Genomic DNA, 19,249 nt, shown 5'->3' on the forward strand with positions numbered 1-19,249 from the left:
CTACTTACGTTTACGTTTACGTGTTTGTGCTGGTCGGGGACCATACATGCGCTCTGCCATGGCCTCGACAAGCTCCATGACGTCTTTGAGCACGGGTTTCTGCTGGAAGAAGAGAACCTCGCTCTCCGTTTCCTGAAAGTCCTCTTCGGTGACGTTCAGGCCCTTATAGACCAGTAAGAGCAGGTGCTTGCACTGTGCAGCTTTCACCTTCTCGATTTTGCGCCGCAGGTAGGTGGGGTGCCAAAAGCCAACCAGCTCCACAAGGATGCGGCGCGTCTCATCCTGCTCGTCAATAAAGGTGAAGTCGGGTATCATCACGGTATCGTCCAGGAGCAGGACCTCGCTCTCGCGCTCCAGGCGCCAGTGCTTGCGTTTCTGGCCGATTTTTTGCTCAAAGTCGTGGGCGAAGTCGGCCTCCAGGCGGCTATCAAAGGGGCCGGAGGCTTTGAAATGCGAGCGGAGCTCCGAGGTGTAGTCCAGATGGTAGCGTAGCTCCTGGCGCGCCTGTGGCGGGTGGACAGAGGCACGTAGGCGCCATTGGTCGCATAAGAGAAGCGCGGGTAGGAAGGCGGCCATCTGCCGCCCGTAGCGTAGCGTCGAAGCGACAAAGGGCGAGATTGGTCCATCCAACTCGACGCGGTATCCTCCCTCGGGCAGCGCCTCGGCCCAGAACATGAGCTGGAAAAACTTGATAAAATGCCATAAGTCTTTGTAGTTGCTAAAGGCCTCGATGGTAATGTGCGAGGCCCAGTAGAGGACGCCGCGTGCCAGCTCAAGATTATAGCGTGCGAGGAGGCCGGAAGGTGTCCAGGCAGGCCCAGCATCGGTGAGTAGATAGAAGGCATTGCGGTCGGCGAAGAGCATAGAATCGAACTGCCCTGGTTCAATGGCGAGCGTTTGCGCCAGTTCTGTAAGTACCTCTTCGCGGCTGCGGGGGCTGAACACATCGGGTTGTTTGAAGACGGGGCCATAGGCAAAGGCCTGTTCGCGAATGCTCTTGGGTGGCAGGGGAGTCGCGCGTGGAGTAAAGGTCGCGCCATCCATAAGCACCTTGGCCAGGCCACGCAGGAAGACATAGTCAACCCGTGCGCCCTCATAGAGCGCGAAGGCTTTCTCCAGGGCCTCCTGTGTGCAGCCCACATGTTTGTGCAGGATATCGATTAACTCTTGCGCCGTCTGTTGCAGTTTAGGATCTTCTGGATCGACCATCTCGACTGAGAGCGTGGTCTCAGAGAGGCGCAGGCGAGGCCGGATAAGCTCACTGGTGAGCATGCTTAATCTGCTACCTTTCTCATACTTGAACGTGAGCGAACCCACCCTCAAGCGGTCAGTTCTTCCTGCTTCACCGTCGATAGCCAGAGCACGGGAACCTTTGGATCGGCCCTCCCGTTTCGGTCTCACATCAACTCCCCAGGCATTTTACGTCCGGCGGTAGCCACTCTCCAGGACGACCAGCTTTACGCGTGAAGCTGGCGAAGCTGTTCTGTTGCGAACCACAGCAAATTCAAGGCTGCGTTCAAATCCCTCTCCATGACCAGCCCACACACCAGACAGTGATAGGTGCGATGTTTGAGCGGCATCCTCTTCTTGACATGCCCACAGCACGAACAGCGTTTGGTCGAGGGAAACCAGCGGGAGGCGATGCACAGATCTCCTCCCGCGTTGGCGATCTTGGTCTTGAGGAACCGCAAGAGTTGCCCCATCGCTGCATCAGCAACCGCTCTGACCAGCTTCCGGTTGGCCATCATTCCCAGGATGTTGAGATCTTCGATGCCAATGCTCCCACAGGTCCGCGCCAGCTCGGTGGTGAACTTGTGCTGCACATCCCGCCGGATGTTGGCAATCTGCTGATGCTTGCGTGCCACCTTGAGCCGTTGTTTCTCATACTTCTTACTAAACACGGTTCGCTTGGTTTCGGGATCTTTCGTTTTCTGTTTCTTTGACAGCTTTCGTTGCAGTTTGCCAAGTTTTTTGAGATGGAGCGCCAATGGCCTTTGGTTCTCAAGCTTGCGTCCATCACTGACCACGGCAGCCTGCTTTAATCCGACATCCACCCCACGACAGCCGTGGGAGTGAGAGGGCGCTGTTTCTTGATCTCAACCTGAATGGAGACGTACCAATGACCTGCTTCGCAGGAGACAGTCGCCCCCAGGATCTTGACTCGTTCGCACACGACTTGCTTGCGCTTGTTGCGCTTCTTCGCGGGAGTGGTGGCTTTCCCCTTTTCGACGAAGCGCAGTTTTTCGGCGACGTTCACCGCTCCCAGTCTGCGTAAGAGCTTGCCTCGGTCCTTCTTCGTTTGGCGTTGATCGAGGATGAAGCGACCAAGTCCGGGAATAGAGATCCAATGGGTCCCCACGGTGAATTTATCGTTGGAGAGATAGAACGACTCGTGCGACTTCCCCTTTTTCTTGTACTGGGGGTAGTTCGATCTCCCCGCAAAGAAGTTGTCGTAGGCGCTTTTGAGGTCAGCGAAGGCTCCTTCTACGACACATTTGGTGACCTGGTAGGTCCAAGGATAGTCTTGTTCCCGAATCTGGTGGAACTGTTTTTTGAGCGCGAACGTATTGGGAGGCGTGAGCACGCGCTGCTCTTCGAAGACCGTTTCTTGTTCCAGCTTGTACGCCTGATACTGCTTTTCCCACTGTTCCCGCCCCCAGTTGTAGATAAAACGTCTGGTACCACAGGCTCGTTTGAGATACTCCACCTGTTCAGGGGTGGGGTCATCCTGATCTTGTGCGCGGTTTTCATCCTTGAGCGCTTTCTCTAAGGCTTTGCGGTAATTCCTGAGACCGTACAATCGTGAACTAAAACCGTGGATAATACTCATCAAGTCCTGCACTACTAACTCTTGTTCGGGCGAGAGCGTCTGGGTGTTCATCACGACCAATTCCGTGTGGTGAGTCTCGCACAGATGCTTGATCAGAGCAAAGCCAAAGCGAGCCAGCCGATCCTGATGGGCGATGAGCAGGCACGAAACCTCTCCCTCGACAATGGCGTCTACAAGCCTGAGAAACCGTTTGCGCTCAAAATTGAGGCCGCCGCCGATTTCCACGATCCACTCATCGACCACCAGTTGCTTGGAAACTGCGTAACGCTCTAAGGCGGCCCGTTGGTTCTGTAAATCCGGCCGTTGAGCAGGGCTCGACACCCGGCAATAGGCCACCGTTCGGCGGATGGCTGGCGGCTTCGGAAGGTTGAGCGCCGTAGCCAGATCGGCCTCATCATAGTAGCGACGCCCAGAAAGCGTTCGTTTGGCTTTGAGACGGCCTTCCCGATCCCAGCGCTGCAAGGTTTTCACGCTGACGCCCACCTGCTTGGCAAACTGTGCGGCTGAGTACATGTAATAATGGTAGCTCACTTTCGCACACTTTGTCAATACCTAGACGGATCTCCCTTTCGCACATGACGACGCTGGGCCTTGCCTTCCTCAATCGTCTTACGCACAAGCACCTCGAAGAGTACGGCTTCGCGCTCCTCTTGCTTGCGCAGAATTCTCCCCAGGCGCTGGATGTACTCGCGCTTATTCGATCCACCGCCCAGGACGATGGCGATTTTGGCTGCGGGCACATCGATGCCCTCGTTTAGGACTTTAGAGGTCACAAGTACCTGATAGGTGCCATTTTGGAAGGCGTCCAGGATATGTTTGCGCTCAGCAACTCCGGTCTCGTGCGAGATGACAGGGATGAGCCACTGTTGCGAGATCATGTAGGCCACGGCATTACTCTCGGTAAAGATCAGGATGCGCTCGCCCGCGTGTTCGCGCAGAAGTTCATCAAGCACGACAAACTTGCCCTCGCAGTTCCAGGTAATCTCAAGTAAACGCTGACGGGCCAGTAGGGCCTGTCGTGCCTGGATATCGAAGGCCGAGAGGCGCATCAGCTCGCGCAACCAGTGTGGGCCATGGCTACGGCGTAGGCGGCGCTCGCGGATAAAGCCGGTATAGGTGGCGTAGGCCGCGTCATAGTCCACGCGCTCCTTCTCCGTCAGATTGACGCGAATGCGCTCCGTCCGGTAGTCGGCCAACTGTTGCCCCACCAGGTCGCGCAGGGGAAGGTTATAGACGGTGGGGCCGAGCAGCTCATCGACGCGCCAGCGGCCATTGGTCTGCTCTTCTTCCTCGGGATAGGTCGCGGTCAAGCCCAGGCGGCAGGGGGCTGGCGTCATCAATGCGGCCTCCCCCCAGGTACGCGCAGGCAGGTGATGCACCTCGTCAAAAATAAGTAAGCGAAAGATATTTCCAGATGCAGCGATCAGGTCGCCTGCGGAGTGATAGGTGGTGACGGTAATGGGTTGGAGCAGCTTCTCGCCGCTGTAGTAGACGCCGATTTCTGTCTGGAAGGCGTTGACGAGGCGTGCATACCACTGGTGAACCAGGGAGATGGTAGGCACAATAATGACCGTCGAAGCCTTTACCTCATAGATGGCGTGGATTGCCAGGAAGGTCTTGCCCGCGCCCGTGGGTAGGACGATGCTGCCGCGTCGCTCATGTTGCTTCCAGGCCTCCAGGGCGGCTATCTGGTAGTCATGTGGCTCTCGTGTCTCATGCAGGTTGAGTGCCAGGCGTTTCCAGCGAGGAACGTCATCGCGCACCTGGTTCTCCTGTAGCCACGGGCGGATGCTGGGATAGTGATATGCCTCGCAGCGCCACAGGCCTTTAATGAATTGAAATGGTGGGGGAATGGATGCGTTAGGCTCTACATGTCGCAGCACTAGCGTTCCGCCCTGAAAGAAGATTGACGCGTTCATGCTGCTTAGCATAGCAGCATGAACGCGCTTCGTCCAGAGGGAAAAGTTTTCCCTCGCGCCTGCGGTGCTCGAGATAATAAGTGATGAGGTGTCTGATCCAGGTGCGGCTTTCGCCGCACCTGGATCAGACACCTCATCACTTATCAATACGATATATTGTAATATTGTATACTTTGAGCAGGGTAAAGGTGGTTGTTTGCTGAGGGGATAGTCAGAGCTTTCAGCTTGAAAGAGAGTATACAAGAAGAATATGAAATATATACTTGCGAATGTGCCAGGTTTTGGGCATGTCAATCCAACCTTGCCGGTAGTGGAGGAGTTGGTGGCGCGGGGCGAAGAGATCATCTATTATGTACCGGAGGGGTTTAAGGACGCGGTAGAGGCCGTTGGCGCGACGTTCAGGCCCTATGAGCTAGATCTAAGTAATATGGCGCCTCCGGCTATGGGTCAGGGGGGACAGATGCCAGGCTTCCAGATCCAGAATGCCCTGCCATTTCGTATGATCAAGGAGAGCCAGCGTATCCTCCCTCAGGTCCTGGAGCAACTGCGGCAGGAACGTCCAGACGCGATTCTGTATGATCCAATGTGCCTCTGGGCGCGGATCGCGGCCCAGGTACTGCATATTCCAGCTATTCAGTTGCGCCCATCCTATGCCGTCAATGAGCATGTAAAGCTCTTTCCGATGGAGCCGGGAAATGGAGCGCGTGGCCCGGTGCCGCCTCCATTTATGCAGCAGATCCGTGAGGACATTGCCACGTTATGTGAGCAGTATGAGTTTCCGCCCTTTGATCTTCAGGGGATCTTTGGCCATGCCGAGCCGCTCAATATCGTTTTTCTGCCCAGAGCCTTTCAGCCCGCGGGCGAGACCTTCGATGAGCGCTTTGTCTTTGTTGGCCCCTCAATTCGCCCACGGCATGAGAAGAGCGCTTTCCCACTGGAGGCGCTTGAAGGCGCGCCGGTGCTCTACATCTCTATGGGAACGGTCTTTAACAATCAGCTTGAGTTCTTTAAGGGCTGTATCGAGGCCTTTGGAGGAACTGAGCAGAAGGTGGTGCTTTCCTATGGCAAACGCATTCAGCCAGTCGAGTTGGGTCCACTGCCTACCAACTTTATTGCCTCGGCCTACACCCCTCAGCTAGAGGTCCTGGCGCATACCGACGTCTTCGTTACACATGGTGGTATGAACAGTACCATGGAGAGCCTTTACTATGGTGTGCCGATGGTGGTTTTTCCGCAGATGGTTGAGCAGCAGATGACGGCGCGCCGCGTCTCGGAGATGGGCCTGGGCGTCATGCTAGAGTCTAGCTCTGACTCCGCCCAGAAGCTACGCGAGGCCGTCGAGCGTGTCCGCCAGGATGTCAGCTTCCACGTACGCGCGCAAGAGATGCAGCGCGCCATCCAGCAGACGGGCGGCTATCGCGAGGCTGCTGACGCTATTATGGGCCACACTCAGAAAACCCTGCAAAGGGCATAGCTTTAGAGCGGAATAGAAGCGCAGAGCGCCACTTTCTTATCTGAAAGAGATAAGAAAGTGGCGCTAAATTTATCTATGATATCTATGGCTTTCTCTTTTATTTCCATCTATATTAGTAGAAGCCCCATATTTGATTCACTAATAAAGAAGAGGTGGAAGTCCTTATGACAGATATTCACCAGGCCGCTGATGCCCTTTCTCTATCTGAGATAATCTTGCATCCTCTGGAGCCGCTTACCCTTGAAGAGATTACTGCCGCGGTCGACATTGTGCGTGCGGAGCAGCAGCTCAGTACGGATGTGCGTTTCGTCTCGGTGAACCTGCATGAGCCAGCCAAAGAGATCGTCCTGAACTTTAAGGAGGGCGACGAGATTGCACGCGAGGCGTTTATAGTGCTACTCGATAAAGCATCGGGGGCAACCTATGAGGCTGTGGTCTCGGTGACGGAGAAGCGCGTGAAGATCTGGAAACGTATCCCCAGCGTCCAGCCCGCCGTGCTCTTTGAAGAGGTTGTAGAGAGCGAAAAGGTGCTCAAGGCGCATCCTGAGTTTCAGGAGGCATTGCGCAGGCGTGGCATCACTGACCTGGACCTGGTGATGGTTGATACCTGGACCGTGGGGAATTATGGCAACGAGGAGGAGCGGACGCGGCGTATCCTGCGCTCCCTGGCGTATTTGCGCCACAATCCCACGGACAATGGCTATGCCCGTCCCATTGAAGGCATTATTGCCTTTATCGATGTCAATCAGATGGAGGTTATCCGGGTTGAAGACCACGGCATTGTTCCCGTACCGCCCGAGGCAGGCGAATACACGCCTGAGGCTGTGGGAGAGATGCGTACCGATCTAAAGCCAATCCAGATTACCCAGCCCGAGGGGCCAAGCTTTAGTGTGCATGGACATGAGGTGCGCTGGCAGAAGTGGCGCTTCCGCATTGGCTTTACCACGCGTGAGGGGCTGGTGCTACATACGCTGGGCTACGAGGACCAGGGCCGGATACGCCCCGTCATGTACCGGGCATCCCTGGCTGAAATGGTTGTACCCTATGGTGATCCAGGCGTCAGCCATTATCGTAAGACAGCCTTTGATGTCGGCGAATATGGCGTGGGTATCCTGGCTAATGCGCTTGAAATGGGCTGCGACTGCCTGGGCTATATCCACTATTTTGACGCGCTCGTTACAGACGGTTTCGGCAATCCGGTGCGCCTGCCCAACGCCATTTGTATGCACGAAGAAGATTTCGGTATCCTGTGGAAGCATGCCGATTGGCGCGTGGATCGGACTGAGGTGCGCCGCTCGCGTCGCCTGGTCATCTCCTTTATCGCTACCATTGATAACTATGAGTACGGTTTCTTCTGGTATCTCTATCAGGATGGCAATATCGAGTTTGAGGCCAAATTGACTGGTATCGTGAGCACGGGTGCGGTCCCTCCTGGTGTGAAGCCAAAGTATGGGCAACTGGTGGCGCCCCAGGTCAATGCTCCTATTCACCAGCATATCTTCTGTCTCCGTATGGATATGATGATTGATGGCGTTAATAATTCGGTGTACGAGGTCCATACCGAGGCCGAGCCGCTGGGGCCAGAGAATCCCTATGGGAACGCCTTCTTCGCCAAGTCGACTCTGCTGGCAACCGAGATCGAAGCTCAGCAGACGATTGACCCTTTCTCCGCGCGCTACTGGAAGGTTGCCAACCCCAATGTGCAGAATCGCCTGGGTGAACCTGTGGCCTATAAGTTGATGCCTGGCGATAACGCTCTGCCTTTCCTGCACCCAGAGTCAAGCATCATGAAGCGTGCTGGCTTTATCAAGAAAAACCTCTGGGTCACGCCATACCATGAAAAGGAACTCTATCCCGCGGGCGATTATCCTAACCAGCACGCGGGCGGCGAGGGCCTGCCAGCCTGGACCCAGGCCAATCGCTCCCTGGAGAATACGGACGTGGTTCTCTGGTATGTCATGAATGCGCACCATGTAACGCGCCCCGAGGACTGGCCCGTGATGCCCACGACCTACATTGGCTTTATGCTCAAGCCAGTTGGCTTCTTTGATCGCAACCCTTCTCTGGACGTGCCGCCGCCCACCAGCAGCCATGATCACTGCTGCGAGCACTAATCGCCTTCATACGGCTCGCGCCGTAGGCGCGAAGGCATTGTATATTGAAGAGTTGCATGGCATAATGAAAGCATAGTTCCCCTATATCCGTAGCAGAGTGGCTTCAAGAGGAGGCTGGGCCTGTGAAACTTGTTGATGTCCTCTCACTGCCTGTGCTGGAAGGTACCCGTGTCGTGGCAGGCGAAACCGGGTTGGAACGCGATGTGCGTTGGGTGCATATTACCGATTTGCCAGATTTTCTGCCCTGGGTACGCCCGGGACAGTTGCTGCTGACTACGGGCTATGCCTGGCCACGGGAAGAAGCGGATGAGCGGGCTATTGTACGCGCGCTTGCCGAGCGCGGCCTTGCCGGTATCTGCCTGGCGGTCCCGCATTTCTTTGAGCACTTCTCCGAGGCGGCACGTGAGGAGGCCGACGCGGCCCAATTGCCCCTCCTCGAAATTCCCTGGGATATCCCCTTCGCGCGCATTACGGAAGATGTACATCGCGCCATCCTCGCCGAACAGTACCGGGTCATAGAACACTCCGAAGCTATTCACAGCGCGCTCACACGCGCCGCGCTCCAGGCGGGCAGTTTACAGGATCTTGCCAGGACGCTCAGCAGCCTGATTCAACGTACTATTGCTTTTGTGGATGAAAGCGCCTGTGTTCTGGCGACCGCCGCTTATGAGTCGCAAGAGCCAGGTGTTGTGAAGACCCTACCCGCGCTTGAACAGAGCCTGCCTGGGTATGTAGGGTATCTGGAGAAGCAGGGGTATCTCCAGAAGCTGCGCACGCGCAATGAATCGCTACATATCCCTGCCGCTCCAGAGGTTGGTCTGGTCTCTTGTATTATCTGTCCTATTCGCCCCAAAGGCCAGCTGGTCGGCTTCGTCTGGATCATCGAGGGCGAGCAGGAGCTGAGCGAGCTTGATGTACGGGCAGCGGAACATGCGGCTATGGTAGCGGCCCTACATATTACCCATCAACGTGAGTTGGTCTCGCTGGAGACGCGCTTTGGCTATACCTTCCTGGATTCTCTACTGGAGGGTCGCTTTGAAGCAACCCCCCAGGCACTTGAGCGAGCCCAACTGTTAGGCTTCTCGCCCGATAGCAAGTACCGGGTTGGCCTGGTCGTGCTGGATGAGCCGACTCCGTTATCACGCGAGGGCTTTCTCAGGCGCGAGCGGTTGGTCGTACAGCTAAGGCAGCGCCTGCGCGTTCTCGATACCGCTCCCCTCCTGACTGTCACGCTCAACCAGATTATTTTCCTCCTGCCGGAGCGCTATGCTGGTCAGCGCATCTGGGATGTCTTAAAAGGGAAGGGAATCTCGCTGGCTTTTGGCCTGCCGTATGCTGGAATTGAGGGAGTGCAGCGTAGTTATCGCGAGGTACTTTCCCTGCTGCCGTATATACCGGCCGAAAAGTTCTGCTACTACGAGACACTGCTTCTGCCCCGGGTTCTGGTGGGAGATCAGGATGCCAAGCAGGCTTTTCTGGATATGCTTCTAGGTCGGCTCAAGGAGCAGCGCAATGGCGACGTGTTGTGCGAAACCCTGCTGACCTGGGCACAGACAGGCTTTCATTCCACAATGGTAGCTGAGCGTATGGGCGTGCATCCTAAAACCCTGCAATACCGCCTGTCACGTGCCTCCGATATTACCAGGCTTGATCTCGCGGACCCTGAGACGCGTTTCCGTTTACAGCTTGCCGTTCATCTTTTATCTTTGCAAGATAAAAAGACTCTTTAAACTTTATCGCTCAAAGCACTAGTTTTTCTGCGTATTTCCATCTATATTCTCAATATACGTCTACCTAAAAGAAAAACCTGCAGTGAGAGCGAGGGAGGTCTCATGCTCAAAGAACAATCTCGTACGGAGACCCTGTTGCAACTCCGTAGGGACCAGGTGCCACGGGGAGTGGCAAACACGCATCCTATTTTTGCCGCGCGCGCGCAGGGCGCCCAACTCTGGGATATAGACGGCAATGAGTATATCGACTTTGTGGGTGGCATTGGTGTATTGAATGTAGGCCATAGCCATCCCAAAGTGGTACAGGCCGTGCAGGCTCAGCTAGAGCGTCTAACGCATAGCTGCTTTCAAGTTGCCATGTATGAGTCCTATGTGCGCCTGGCGGAGCGCTTGAATGCCTTGGTTCCTGGTGCTGAGGCAAAAAAGACGATTCTGTTGACCACGGGTGCCGAGGCAGTCGAGAACGCGATCAAGATTGCGCGGGCCGCGACAAAGCGACCCGCAGTCATCGCCTTCACGCACAGCTTCCATGGACGTACCTTGATGGGTATGAGTCTGACGGGCAAGGCCACGGCCTATAAGCAGAATTTTGGTCCCTTCGCTCCCGAAGTGTACCATGCGCCATATCCTTATGACTATCGTGGATGGAATAGCGAGCGAGCGCTGGCCGCCTTCCGGGAGATGCTGCTGACCGAAGTAACGCCAGAGCAAATTGCGGCGGTGATTATTGAGCCAGTGCTTGGCGAAGGTGGTTTTGTACCTGCGCCAGCGGAGTTCTTACGTGAGCTGAGACGCATCACGCAGGAGCATGGTATCTTGCTGATCGCCGACGAGGTGCAGACGGGCTTTGGGCGCACGGGCAAGATGTTCGCCATCGAGCACAGCGGCGTAGAGCCAGACATGGTCGTGCTGGCCAAGAGCCTGGCTGGCGGCCTCCCACTCTCGGCGGTGGTTGGTCGCGCCGAGATCATGGACGCCCCCGAACCGGGTGGCCTGGGTGGTACATACGCGGGCAACCCTCTGGCCTGTGCCGCGGGCCTGGCCGTGCTGGACGTCTTCGAGCAGGAGAATCTGCTTGGACGCGCGCAACAACTGGCGGAGCGCTTTTCGAGCCAATGCCAGGCGCTACAGCAGGAGGTTGCCGAGATCGGCGATGTACGTGGTCTGGGTATGATGCTTGCCCTCGAGTTTGTGCGCGACCGCGAGAGCAAAGAGCCAGCCCCTGAGCTTGTCGACCAGGTTGTGAAGCAGGCACGCGAGCAAGGATTACTGCTGCTCAAGGCTGGTCTGTATGGGAATGTGGTACGCATCCTGGTACCCCTGGTGGTTGAAGAGCCACTCATCTCTCGTTCGCTGGAGATCCTGCGTACTGTGGTAAAAGGAGTCGTGCAGCAGAAATAAACCTTTTGGGGAAGGGAGGGCAAAGTTTTCTTACCAGCTTGGTATAGGTATATACCCTACCACAGGCTCCCAGCGTTGTCGGAGCCTGTGGTAAAGCGCTTAGAGTAAACAACGTCGTTTCATATATTCGCGCTTCTGACAGGCCTGATTATCTTCTATTCTTTACACCGAAAGGAACAGACCATGTCACTGGTAGATAATGTCTCGGATCAATCCGAGGCAAACGTGCAAAAATACGGTTATAAGCAAGAGTTTCGTCGCGACCTCAAACGCTTCGCTTCATTCGCGGTTGGCTTCTCGTTTATTTCCATTACCACTGGTATCTTCTCCACCTATGGCGGCGTCTTAAACTGGGGTGGTCCCCTGGGAATCTGGACCTGGCCCTTTGTCGCGATTGGCCAGTTGTTTGTCGCCCTCGTCTTTGCAGCCCTGGCTTCGCGCATTCCTATCGCGGGCTACTCCTATCAATGGATGTCGCGCCTGGCGAACCCCAAAATTGGCTGGCTCATTGGTTGGCTCTCGTTCACCTATCTGATCGTCGTTGTTGTCTCGGTAGACTATGGCATTGCACAGACGATTTTCCCGAGCCTCTTCCACTATACAGAGACGCCCGTCAATGCATGGATCGTGACAGCTGCGATTGTCCTGGTGCAGATGCTCCTCATTCTTTTTTCCACGACCTGGTCTACGCGTATCAATAACACGGCTGTTGGCACCGAAGTGATTGGCATCGTGGGTCTTACCCTACTCTTGCTGATCGTCGGACTCGTGCGGGGTGGCCTGCATCCAGATCACCTCTTTAGCATGGGTGCTGTCCCCGCGGCTGGTTACTTTAACCTTGGCACGCTGACAAGCGTCGGACCGTTTATTTTCTCCTTCTTGCTAGGTTCCTATACCATCGTAGGCTTTGAGGCCGCCGCCAACCTGGCCGAAGAGACGGAAAACGCGCACAAAGTCGTTCCGTTCTCGATGTGGACCGCCGTGGTCTTAAGCGGCATCGTCGGCATGTTTTTCCTGATTGCTCTGAACCTGGCCTCGGGCGATCTCAAGGCCCTGGCTGGCTCGGCCACCCCGGTTGCTGATATCGTGACTCAGACCCTGGGTACGGTCGTCGGTGACATCTTCTTGATCCTGGTGACCTTCTCGATTTTTGCCTGTGGCCTGGTGATTTTCATCACCGCGACGCGCCTGGTGTGGGCCATGTCGCGCGACGAGCGCTTCCCCGCCTACCGTCTCTTCCAGCGTGTTGATAGCCATACTAGCACTCCCCTGGCCGCCACCATTCTGTGTGGCATCGTGATCGAGATTGTCCTGGCGGTCTTCGCTACACAGACCAATACTCTGACGAATCTGTTTAGTGCCTCCTCGCTGCTACCTGCGATCGTTTACCTGGCGACTGTCATTCTCTATATTAGCACCAGACATAAGTTACCGAAATCGCAGGGTTTTAGCCTGAGAGCTTTCGAATGGCCAGTGATGATCCTGGCACTGGTCTGGCTAGTCTTTGAGTTGTCGATCTTCCGCGACGCCTCGTTCCAGACTCCCTGGCTCTACTCGCTAGTTATGTTCGCGCTTGGCCTGATCTACTTCGTCTATATGCTGGTGAGGCGCCCACAGGTATTGAAGACGCTACCCCTAGAGGGAACATCAGTAGAAGAAGAGCCTGGAATCGCCTCTTCCCAGGCGGATTAAGCTAAATATTGATAGGCTTCATTCCTCTCGCACCGGGTGAGAGGAACAATGCCAGCATGCCAGTCATGTTAAATGACTGGTGTGCTAGCATTCTCTGGAGCCTCTGGTATCTCTCGTAGAGGTATTCCTGTCATTTGAAAGGGTAGCAGCTATGGCCGAATACAATATGCTGATCAATGGGCAGCTTATCAAAAGTAGTACGGGCAAGATGGTTGATGACCTCAATCCTGCCAGTGGTGAAGTAATCGCCCAGGTTCCTGAGAGTTCGCTTGAGGATATGCAGCATGCGGTTACCGCTGCCCGCGAAGCGTTCAATGATGGTCGCTGGTCGAACCTGCCTCACGGTGCGCGTGCCGCTACGCTTGAGAAATTGGCCTCATTGGTGGAGGCTCACGCGGGAGAGTTGGCCGAACTGGAATCGCGCGATACAGGTAAACCCATCAAGCTGGCGCGCGACAGCGATATCCCCTTTGCCATCGATAACCTGCGCTTCTTTGCAGGTGCGGCTCGTCACCTCGCGGGCGTTGCCGCCAGCGAATACTCAGGTGGGCATACCAGCGTGATCCGGCGTGAGCCAGTGGGCGTCGTGGCCTCGGTGGCGCCCTGGAATTACCCTTTTATGATGCTAGCCTGGAAGATTGGACCCGCCCTGGCGGCAGGCAATAGCGTTGTCTTCAAGCCCTCGCCGGAGACGCCTCTGACCGCTTTGAAGCTGGGCGAACTGGCCCTGGAGGCGGGCATCCCTGATGGCGTACTTAATATCATTACGGATGGCCCGGAGGTTGCTCCCAGCTTGGCAAGCCACCCAGGTGTCAACATGGTCTCGATCACGGGAAGCACTCGCAGCGGTAAGTATGTCATGCGTGCCGCCGCTGAGACGGTCAAGCGCGTTCACCTGGAGTTGGGCGGCAAGGCCCCCTTCATCGTCTATGAGGACGCGGATATTGAGGCCAGCGCCTATGGTGCCGTGGTTGGTGGCTATGTCAACTGCGGCCAGGATTGTACCGCGGCGACACGTATCTATGTCCATGAGAGCATCTATGACCGCTTCATGGAGTCCTTCTTAAACAAGGTCAAGCAGATTCGTGTTGGCGATCCTGCCCAGGAGAGCACTGACATGGGCTCGCTCATCTCAGCCAAACAGCGCGATGCCGTTGAGGGCTATGTCGAGCGCGCTCTGCGCGCGGGCGCGAATATCTTGACTGGCGGGAAACGCGCCTTTCTCCCTGGCTTTGAGAAGGGCTTTTTCTTCGAGCCAACTGTGATCGCGGAGGATCGGCAGGACGCCGAGATTGTGCAATCTGAAGTCTTTGGTCCCGTCGTGGTCGTGAGCCGCTTCTCGTCTGAGGAGGAGGTCTTGCGCAAGGCCAACGGGGTAATGTATGGCCTAGCTGCCTCGGTTTGGACGAAAGATATCTACAAAGCCATGCGCGCCAGTAAGACCCTGCAATTTGGCACCGTCTGGGTCAATGATCATCTCCCTCTAGCCTCCGAGATGCCGCACGGTGGGTACAAAGAGAGCGGTATCGGCAAGGACATGTCGTTCTACTCCTTCGAGGAGTACACCCAGATCAAGCATGTCATGATCGAACTCTCAGGCGAGGCTCGCAAAGGCTGGCACTACACCATCTTCGGCGACCCCGCCTAAAGTAGTCAAGATGTGGTGGTGGGCTGGCGAAGCCAGCCCACCACCACATCTCTTAGCACTAGTCAGGTACAAACCTATGTCTGCATGAGAAGATGTCTATCTTCATGATGACCGGAAAAGGAGACCATTCGTATGGACACGAGTATCCGCGAAGTCACCACCGAGGCAACCCTACAGGAAAAGAAGAAGCTCCGTAAAGAGCTACGCCTCTTCGACCTGGTCTTTTACACCATCGCCGCTATTATCAATGTAGATACACTTGGCGCGGTTTCTTCCAATGGTGGCCAGGCGTTAACCTGGCTCTTGATCTCCGCAGTAACCTTTCTTATCCCCTATGGCCTGCTGACCGCTGAACTGGGTAGTACCTTCCCGCAAGAGGGAGGCGTCTATGAGTGGTGTAAACTGGCAGGTGGGCGCTTCTATGGTGCCATTGCATCGATTCTATACTGGATCTCAAATCCGCTGTGGGTTGGTGGAACCCTGGCAGTCACCTCTATCGCCGCTATCAAGACCTTCTGGTTTGGTAATCCTAATATTCTCTGGGGTGGGAGTGCGTTGAGCGATGCCCTTTTGGAGATGGGTGTGGCCCTCGTCTTTATCTGGGGTACGACCTGGTGTGCAATTACCTCTCTGCATGTAGGGAAGTGGCTCTCACTTCTCGGCTCTTACGCCAAATTAGCTCTCTTCGCTGTATTTAGCATCCTGGCACTGGTCTTCTTCTTTGGCGGTCATTCCTCGGGCGAACACCTGGGCCTGGGCGATCTCGTGCCTACGGGTAACTTCGGTGTGATCTTCAGTGTGATTCTTCCGGTGCTGATCTTTAACTGGGCGGGTTTTGAGACACAGAGTGGCGCGGGCGAGGAGATGCATAATCCGCAGCGCGATATTCCACGTTCCATCATTCGCGCGGGCATCTGTGTGGCGCTGGCCTATGCCATTCCTATCGCCATCATTCTCTTTACCCTGCCAAAATCACAGCTCTCAAACGCGACAGGCTTCTTGAGCGCCTTTCAGGTGGTTTCTGGCGTGCTTCCTGCCCCGGTAGCTACTGGCCTGGGACTCCTGGTGGCCCTGGCCCTGGTCATCGGCCTGGCCTCCAGCGGTGGTACCTGGCTGATTGGCGCCGACCGTACGTACGCCATTGCCTCACTTGATCGCACTGCTCCAGTCTTTCTGGGGCGCTTCAGCAGCAGATTTGGCACGCCTATCGTTGTTAATACTATGTCGGGTATCGTTGCTACGATTGCCATGGCCGCTGCGATTGCCGTCAACTCATTTTCGAGCGACCCCAATATTGCCACGCTCTTTACCCTGGTGCTTGGTTTCTCGATTTCGACAGCGACGATGGCCTATCTCTTTGTCTTCCCGGCCTTCCTCATCTTGCGCTACAAGTATCCCCAGGTGAAGCGTGTGTACAAGGTACCTGGCGGCATGGTTGGGGCATGGGCCGTTACGATCCTGACCTTCCTGTACGCGGGGATTGCTACCTACTTCATTTTAATCCCAACCGACGATACCGTGGCAAACTATAAGGGTCTGACGCGTCTGACTTATGAGTTGACGCAGTTTACGCCGCTGGTGGTGATTTTGTTGCTCGCCATCGTCTTCTTTATCTGGGGGCAGAGCGAGAAACGCAACAAAGACGTAGTGGTTGAACTCGATTTGAACTCTGGCGAAGAGGCCTCGCACTCAGTCTTGAGTGAACCGTCTGAGGCATAAAATAAAATCGTTTGAGCATTATTTGAGCATTATTAAAGAACAGGGAGATGAGGCTAGCCTCGTCTCCCTGTTTTCCATCCCATCTGGGCCTGCTGCAAGTCGATGAGTTCCTGTTCCAGGCGCATAACCTCTTGCTGGAGGCGCTGCTTCTGCTGCTGTGGACCCAGCAGTCGGAGATCCTCGAACCATTTGTAGCCAAGCCTGAGCAGACCATGAGGCACAAATGCCGCGGTCTGATAATATTGTGAGCGCGTGTTAGACATACCGCTGGTCACATGTTTTAGCTCAAGTTTGAGCTGCTTGATCTCAAGCTTGAGCGCGGCAATCTGATCTTTATAGGGATCAGCTGTATCCCCACTACTGTGCCTTCCAGGCGCTTGAGGCGCGTAGGACGTGATAGCATTAGGCTCCCGAAGCGCCGCACCGCAGTTTTCGCAGAAGTGCGCGCCATCCTTCACCCTTTTACCGCAAGCATTACAGAGAACGGCCCAGAAAGCCCCGCTCTTTCTAAGGCGGGGATGAATGGGCGTTCCTTTCGGGCTGGGTGGGTGGAGAGGAAGCATCGCTCTTCTTTCGCACTGTGTTCTCCACAGGATGAAGAAAGATCATCGTCTTTTCTTGTCTCACGCTTGCGCGCGAAGCTCATTGAAGTCAGAGCGCCGGATATGGTATCCTCCTCTTCGACCTCACGTAAGAGCACGGAGTTGTTTCTCACGAAGCCATTTCCGAACGGTACGTCGTCGAGTGACCGGAAGAAGCCTGCCCAACTGGAATAGCTGTGTAGGCATGTGAACGTGGAGAAAGACACCAGGGGCGGGCAGCAGTCCCCTCACTTTCAGAAGAGATACTTTGCATTGGAAGGCAACGCACGTCATGAAGCGAACAAAAACACCGACCTTTCTTCTTGAACTCCCTCTCCAGGTCGATTGGAGCCAGGAACACCATGTACGTGCGCACCTGGAAGCGGCTCGGTGCCTCTACAACGCTCTGCTTTCTGAAGCCATGAAGCGGCTCCTGTGCATGCGCAATGATCCGGCATGGAACAAGGCGCGGGCTCTCCCTCACTCAAAAAAGCAGGAACGCGCACAAGCGTTCTCTGCCCTACGCAAGAAGTATCACTTCTCGGAATACGAGCTACACGAGTATGCCAAGCTTGCCCGTGTTTCCTGGATCGTCGACCACATTGAGAGCACGATGGCTCAAACCCTTGCGACTCGCGCCTATCAGGCGGTCAATCGGGTCTGTGTCGGGAAAGCCAAACGCGTACGCTTCCGCAGCAAGGGACGTGGCATCGATAGCGTGGAGGGCAAACGCAACGATGTCGGCATGCGCTTCGTGTTTGATCCCAATGCGGGCGATGGCGGCTTCCTGATCTGGAACCAAGAGGTCATCCCAGCCATCATCGACTGGCGAGACCCGGTGGTGCAGCATGGCATGCGCCACAAGATCAAGTATGTGCGCCTGGTTCGCCGCAAAGCTTCCTCACCACAGGCACAGGGAGCCGATAAAGACAGCAATCGTTATTACGTGCAACTGGTTTTAGAGGGCCATGCCTTCGTCAAACCGAAGCATGAGGAGGGAGGCAAAGACACGATTGGCCTGGATATTGGCCCATCGACCCTCGCTCTTGTCCCTCGTCGAGCAAAGGCGGACCTGGTCACGTTCTGCCAGGAGCTTTCCCCCAATGCCAGCAAAAAACGCCGGTTGCAGCGCAAGATGGAGCGGCAAAGACGCGCCACGAATCCCAACAATTACGACGAAAAGGGACGTGTAAAAAAAGGTCGCCGAGCCTGGAAGGAGAGTAAGCGATACCAGGCGAGTAGGCGACAACACGCCAATGCTGAGCGCAGACTCGCCGCTCACCGCAAGAGTCTGCATGGCAATCTGGCTCATCGCATCGCTTCGGTGGGGAACACGATCACCATAGAGAAAACCTCGTTCAAAGGATGGCAGAAGCAGTATGGTCGGAGCATCGGACTCCGTGCCCCAGGGATGTTTGTAGCGCATTTGACTCGCATAGTTGCAAAAACTGGCGGCACCCTGCACGAAGCCTCAGCCTACCAGACCAGACTGTCTCAATATTGCCATCAGTGTCGGCAGTATCACAAGAAGCCACGATCTGAGCGTTGGCACCGTTGTGAGTGCGGGTTGGGACCAGTGCAGCGTGATCTGTATTCGGCCTTCCTGATTGCCCACCTGGAACCTGAGCAAACAACACCCTCCATCACCCAGCACGTCTGGGAAGGTGCGGAGCCGCGCCTGCGAGCCGTGATGGAGGAGCTTCAACAACGTGCGAATGAGGGGCAGCACTTGCCCCGAAGCATGGGCTTAGTGGCTCGACGCAAAAGCGGAGCTGCCCGTGCCAGAGCGCGTCGGCTTAAAAGTCCTGCCTATCTCCACCAAGAGCCGGTTTCTCCTTCGGGAGAGGCCGGAAACGGTGGGTGAGGAACAGGAACCTCCGTGCATTTATGCCGGAGAGGCCTCAGAATACATACCCATGACCTCCTTGAAAAGTAGTATGCATGTAAATAATACGGGTGACCACTGCTACTGGATGCGCCGCCCTGGCAAGCCAATGTGGAGTAGCCGCGTACGCAAGTGGCGGGCGGTAAATAAGGTAAAAAGTGGATCTGCCCACGTGATGCACAGCGAGGTGCTAACCCGTAGCGAGGAAGGAGAACCAGGTACCTTTTTAAGAAGGAAGAAGCAAACTGTTGAATAC

General features: G+C 55.6%; 13 protein-coding genes and 1 pseudogene. 8 read left to right on the forward strand and 6 right to left on the reverse strand.

From position 1 onward, the window contains the following. The 5 genes and pseudogenes from KRAC_RS48785 to KRAC_RS48800 all read right to left on the reverse strand — a co-directional run bounded on the left by KRAC_RS48785 (position 1) and on the right by KRAC_RS48800 (position 4,881). Entirely contained in the window at positions 1 to 1,272 is a 1,272-nt protein-coding gene (locus tag KRAC_RS48785) for a DUF790 family protein (protein WP_040447375.1), read from the reverse strand. Between the two features lie 185 nt (positions 1,273 to 1,457). Then, on the reverse strand, positions 1,458 to 2,027 hold the full coding sequence (locus tag KRAC_RS80370) for an RNA-guided endonuclease InsQ/TnpB family protein (RefSeq protein WP_420795864.1): 570 nt from the start codon (positions 2,025 to 2,027) through the stop codon (positions 1,458 to 1,460). Positions 2,028 to 2,038: 11 nt separating this feature from the next. After that, entirely contained in the window at positions 2,039 to 2,707 is a 669-nt protein-coding gene (locus KRAC_RS80375; RefSeq protein ID WP_420795878.1) for a hypothetical protein, read from the reverse strand. A 6-nt stretch (positions 2,708 to 2,713) separates the two neighbouring features. Continuing rightward, a pseudogene (locus tag KRAC_RS48795) lies at positions 2,714 to 3,343 on the reverse strand (IS607 family transposase); the annotation flags it as partial. Between the two features lie 32 nt (positions 3,344 to 3,375). Then, positions 3,376 to 4,881 carry a DEAD/DEAH box helicase gene (locus KRAC_RS48800; RefSeq protein ID WP_169461043.1) on the reverse strand — a complete coding sequence of 502 codons (1,506 nt, stop codon included), beginning with the start codon at positions 4,879 to 4,881 and terminating at the stop codon, positions 3,376 to 3,378. Positions 4,882 to 4,999: 118 nt separating this feature from the next. On the opposite strand from KRAC_RS48800, the gene KRAC_RS48805 reads away from it, so the two are divergent. The 7 genes from KRAC_RS48805 to KRAC_RS48835 all read left to right on the forward strand — a co-directional run bounded on the left by KRAC_RS48805 (position 5,000) and on the right by KRAC_RS48835 (position 16,527). Next, positions 5,000 to 6,223: a macrolide family glycosyltransferase gene (locus KRAC_RS48805; protein ID WP_007920028.1), complete on the forward strand. Its 1,224-nt coding sequence runs from the start codon at positions 5,000 to 5,002 to the stop codon at positions 6,221 to 6,223. 164 nt (positions 6,224 to 6,387) lie between these two features. After that, positions 6,388 to 8,337 carry a primary-amine oxidase gene (locus KRAC_RS48810; protein WP_007920030.1) on the forward strand — a complete coding sequence of 650 codons (1,950 nt, stop codon included), beginning with the start codon at positions 6,388 to 6,390 and terminating at the stop codon, positions 8,335 to 8,337. A 122-nt stretch (positions 8,338 to 8,459) separates the two neighbouring features. Then, positions 8,460 to 10,067, forward strand: a complete 1,608-nt coding sequence (locus KRAC_RS48815; RefSeq protein ID WP_007920037.1) for a PucR family transcriptional regulator — start codon at positions 8,460 to 8,462, stop codon at positions 10,065 to 10,067. Positions 10,068 to 10,169: 102 nt separating this feature from the next. Continuing rightward, entirely contained in the window at positions 10,170 to 11,468 is a 1,299-nt protein-coding gene (gene gabT / locus KRAC_RS48820; RefSeq protein ID WP_007920045.1) for a 4-aminobutyrate--2-oxoglutarate transaminase, read from the forward strand. 183 nt (positions 11,469 to 11,651) lie between these two features. After that, positions 11,652 to 13,160 (forward strand): amino acid permease, encoded by a 1,509-nt coding sequence (locus tag KRAC_RS48825; protein WP_007920047.1) that lies wholly within the window; start codon positions 11,652 to 11,654, stop codon positions 13,158 to 13,160. Between the two features lie 151 nt (positions 13,161 to 13,311). After that, positions 13,312 to 14,808, forward strand: coding sequence for a gamma-aminobutyraldehyde dehydrogenase (locus tag KRAC_RS48830; RefSeq protein WP_007920049.1), 1,497 nt, complete (start codon positions 13,312 to 13,314; stop codon positions 14,806 to 14,808). A 132-nt stretch (positions 14,809 to 14,940) separates the two neighbouring features. Further along, positions 14,941 to 16,527, forward strand: a complete 1,587-nt coding sequence (locus KRAC_RS48835; RefSeq protein ID WP_007920050.1) for an APC family permease — start codon at positions 14,941 to 14,943, stop codon at positions 16,525 to 16,527. A gap of 53 nt (positions 16,528 to 16,580) precedes the next feature. On the opposite strand, the gene KRAC_RS48840 is transcribed toward KRAC_RS48835, so the two are convergent. After that, positions 16,581 to 17,090: a zinc ribbon domain-containing protein gene (locus tag KRAC_RS48840; protein WP_007920051.1), complete on the reverse strand. Its 510-nt coding sequence runs from the start codon at positions 17,088 to 17,090 to the stop codon at positions 16,581 to 16,583. 310 nt (positions 17,091 to 17,400) lie between these two features. Here KRAC_RS48840 and KRAC_RS48845 point away from each other — a divergent pair, with 310 nt between their 5' ends. Then, the gene (locus KRAC_RS48845) at positions 17,401 to 18,972 is read left to right on the forward strand and encodes a hypothetical protein (protein ID WP_007920052.1); all 1,572 of its coding nucleotides are present in this window, start codon (positions 17,401 to 17,403) and stop codon (positions 18,970 to 18,972) included. The last annotated feature ends 277 nt before the right edge of the window (positions 18,973 to 19,249 follow it).

The organism is Ktedonobacter racemifer DSM 44963, from assembly GCF_000178855.1.
Classification (GTDB): Bacteria; Chloroflexota; Ktedonobacteria; order Ktedonobacterales; family Ktedonobacteraceae; genus Ktedonobacter; species Ktedonobacter racemifer.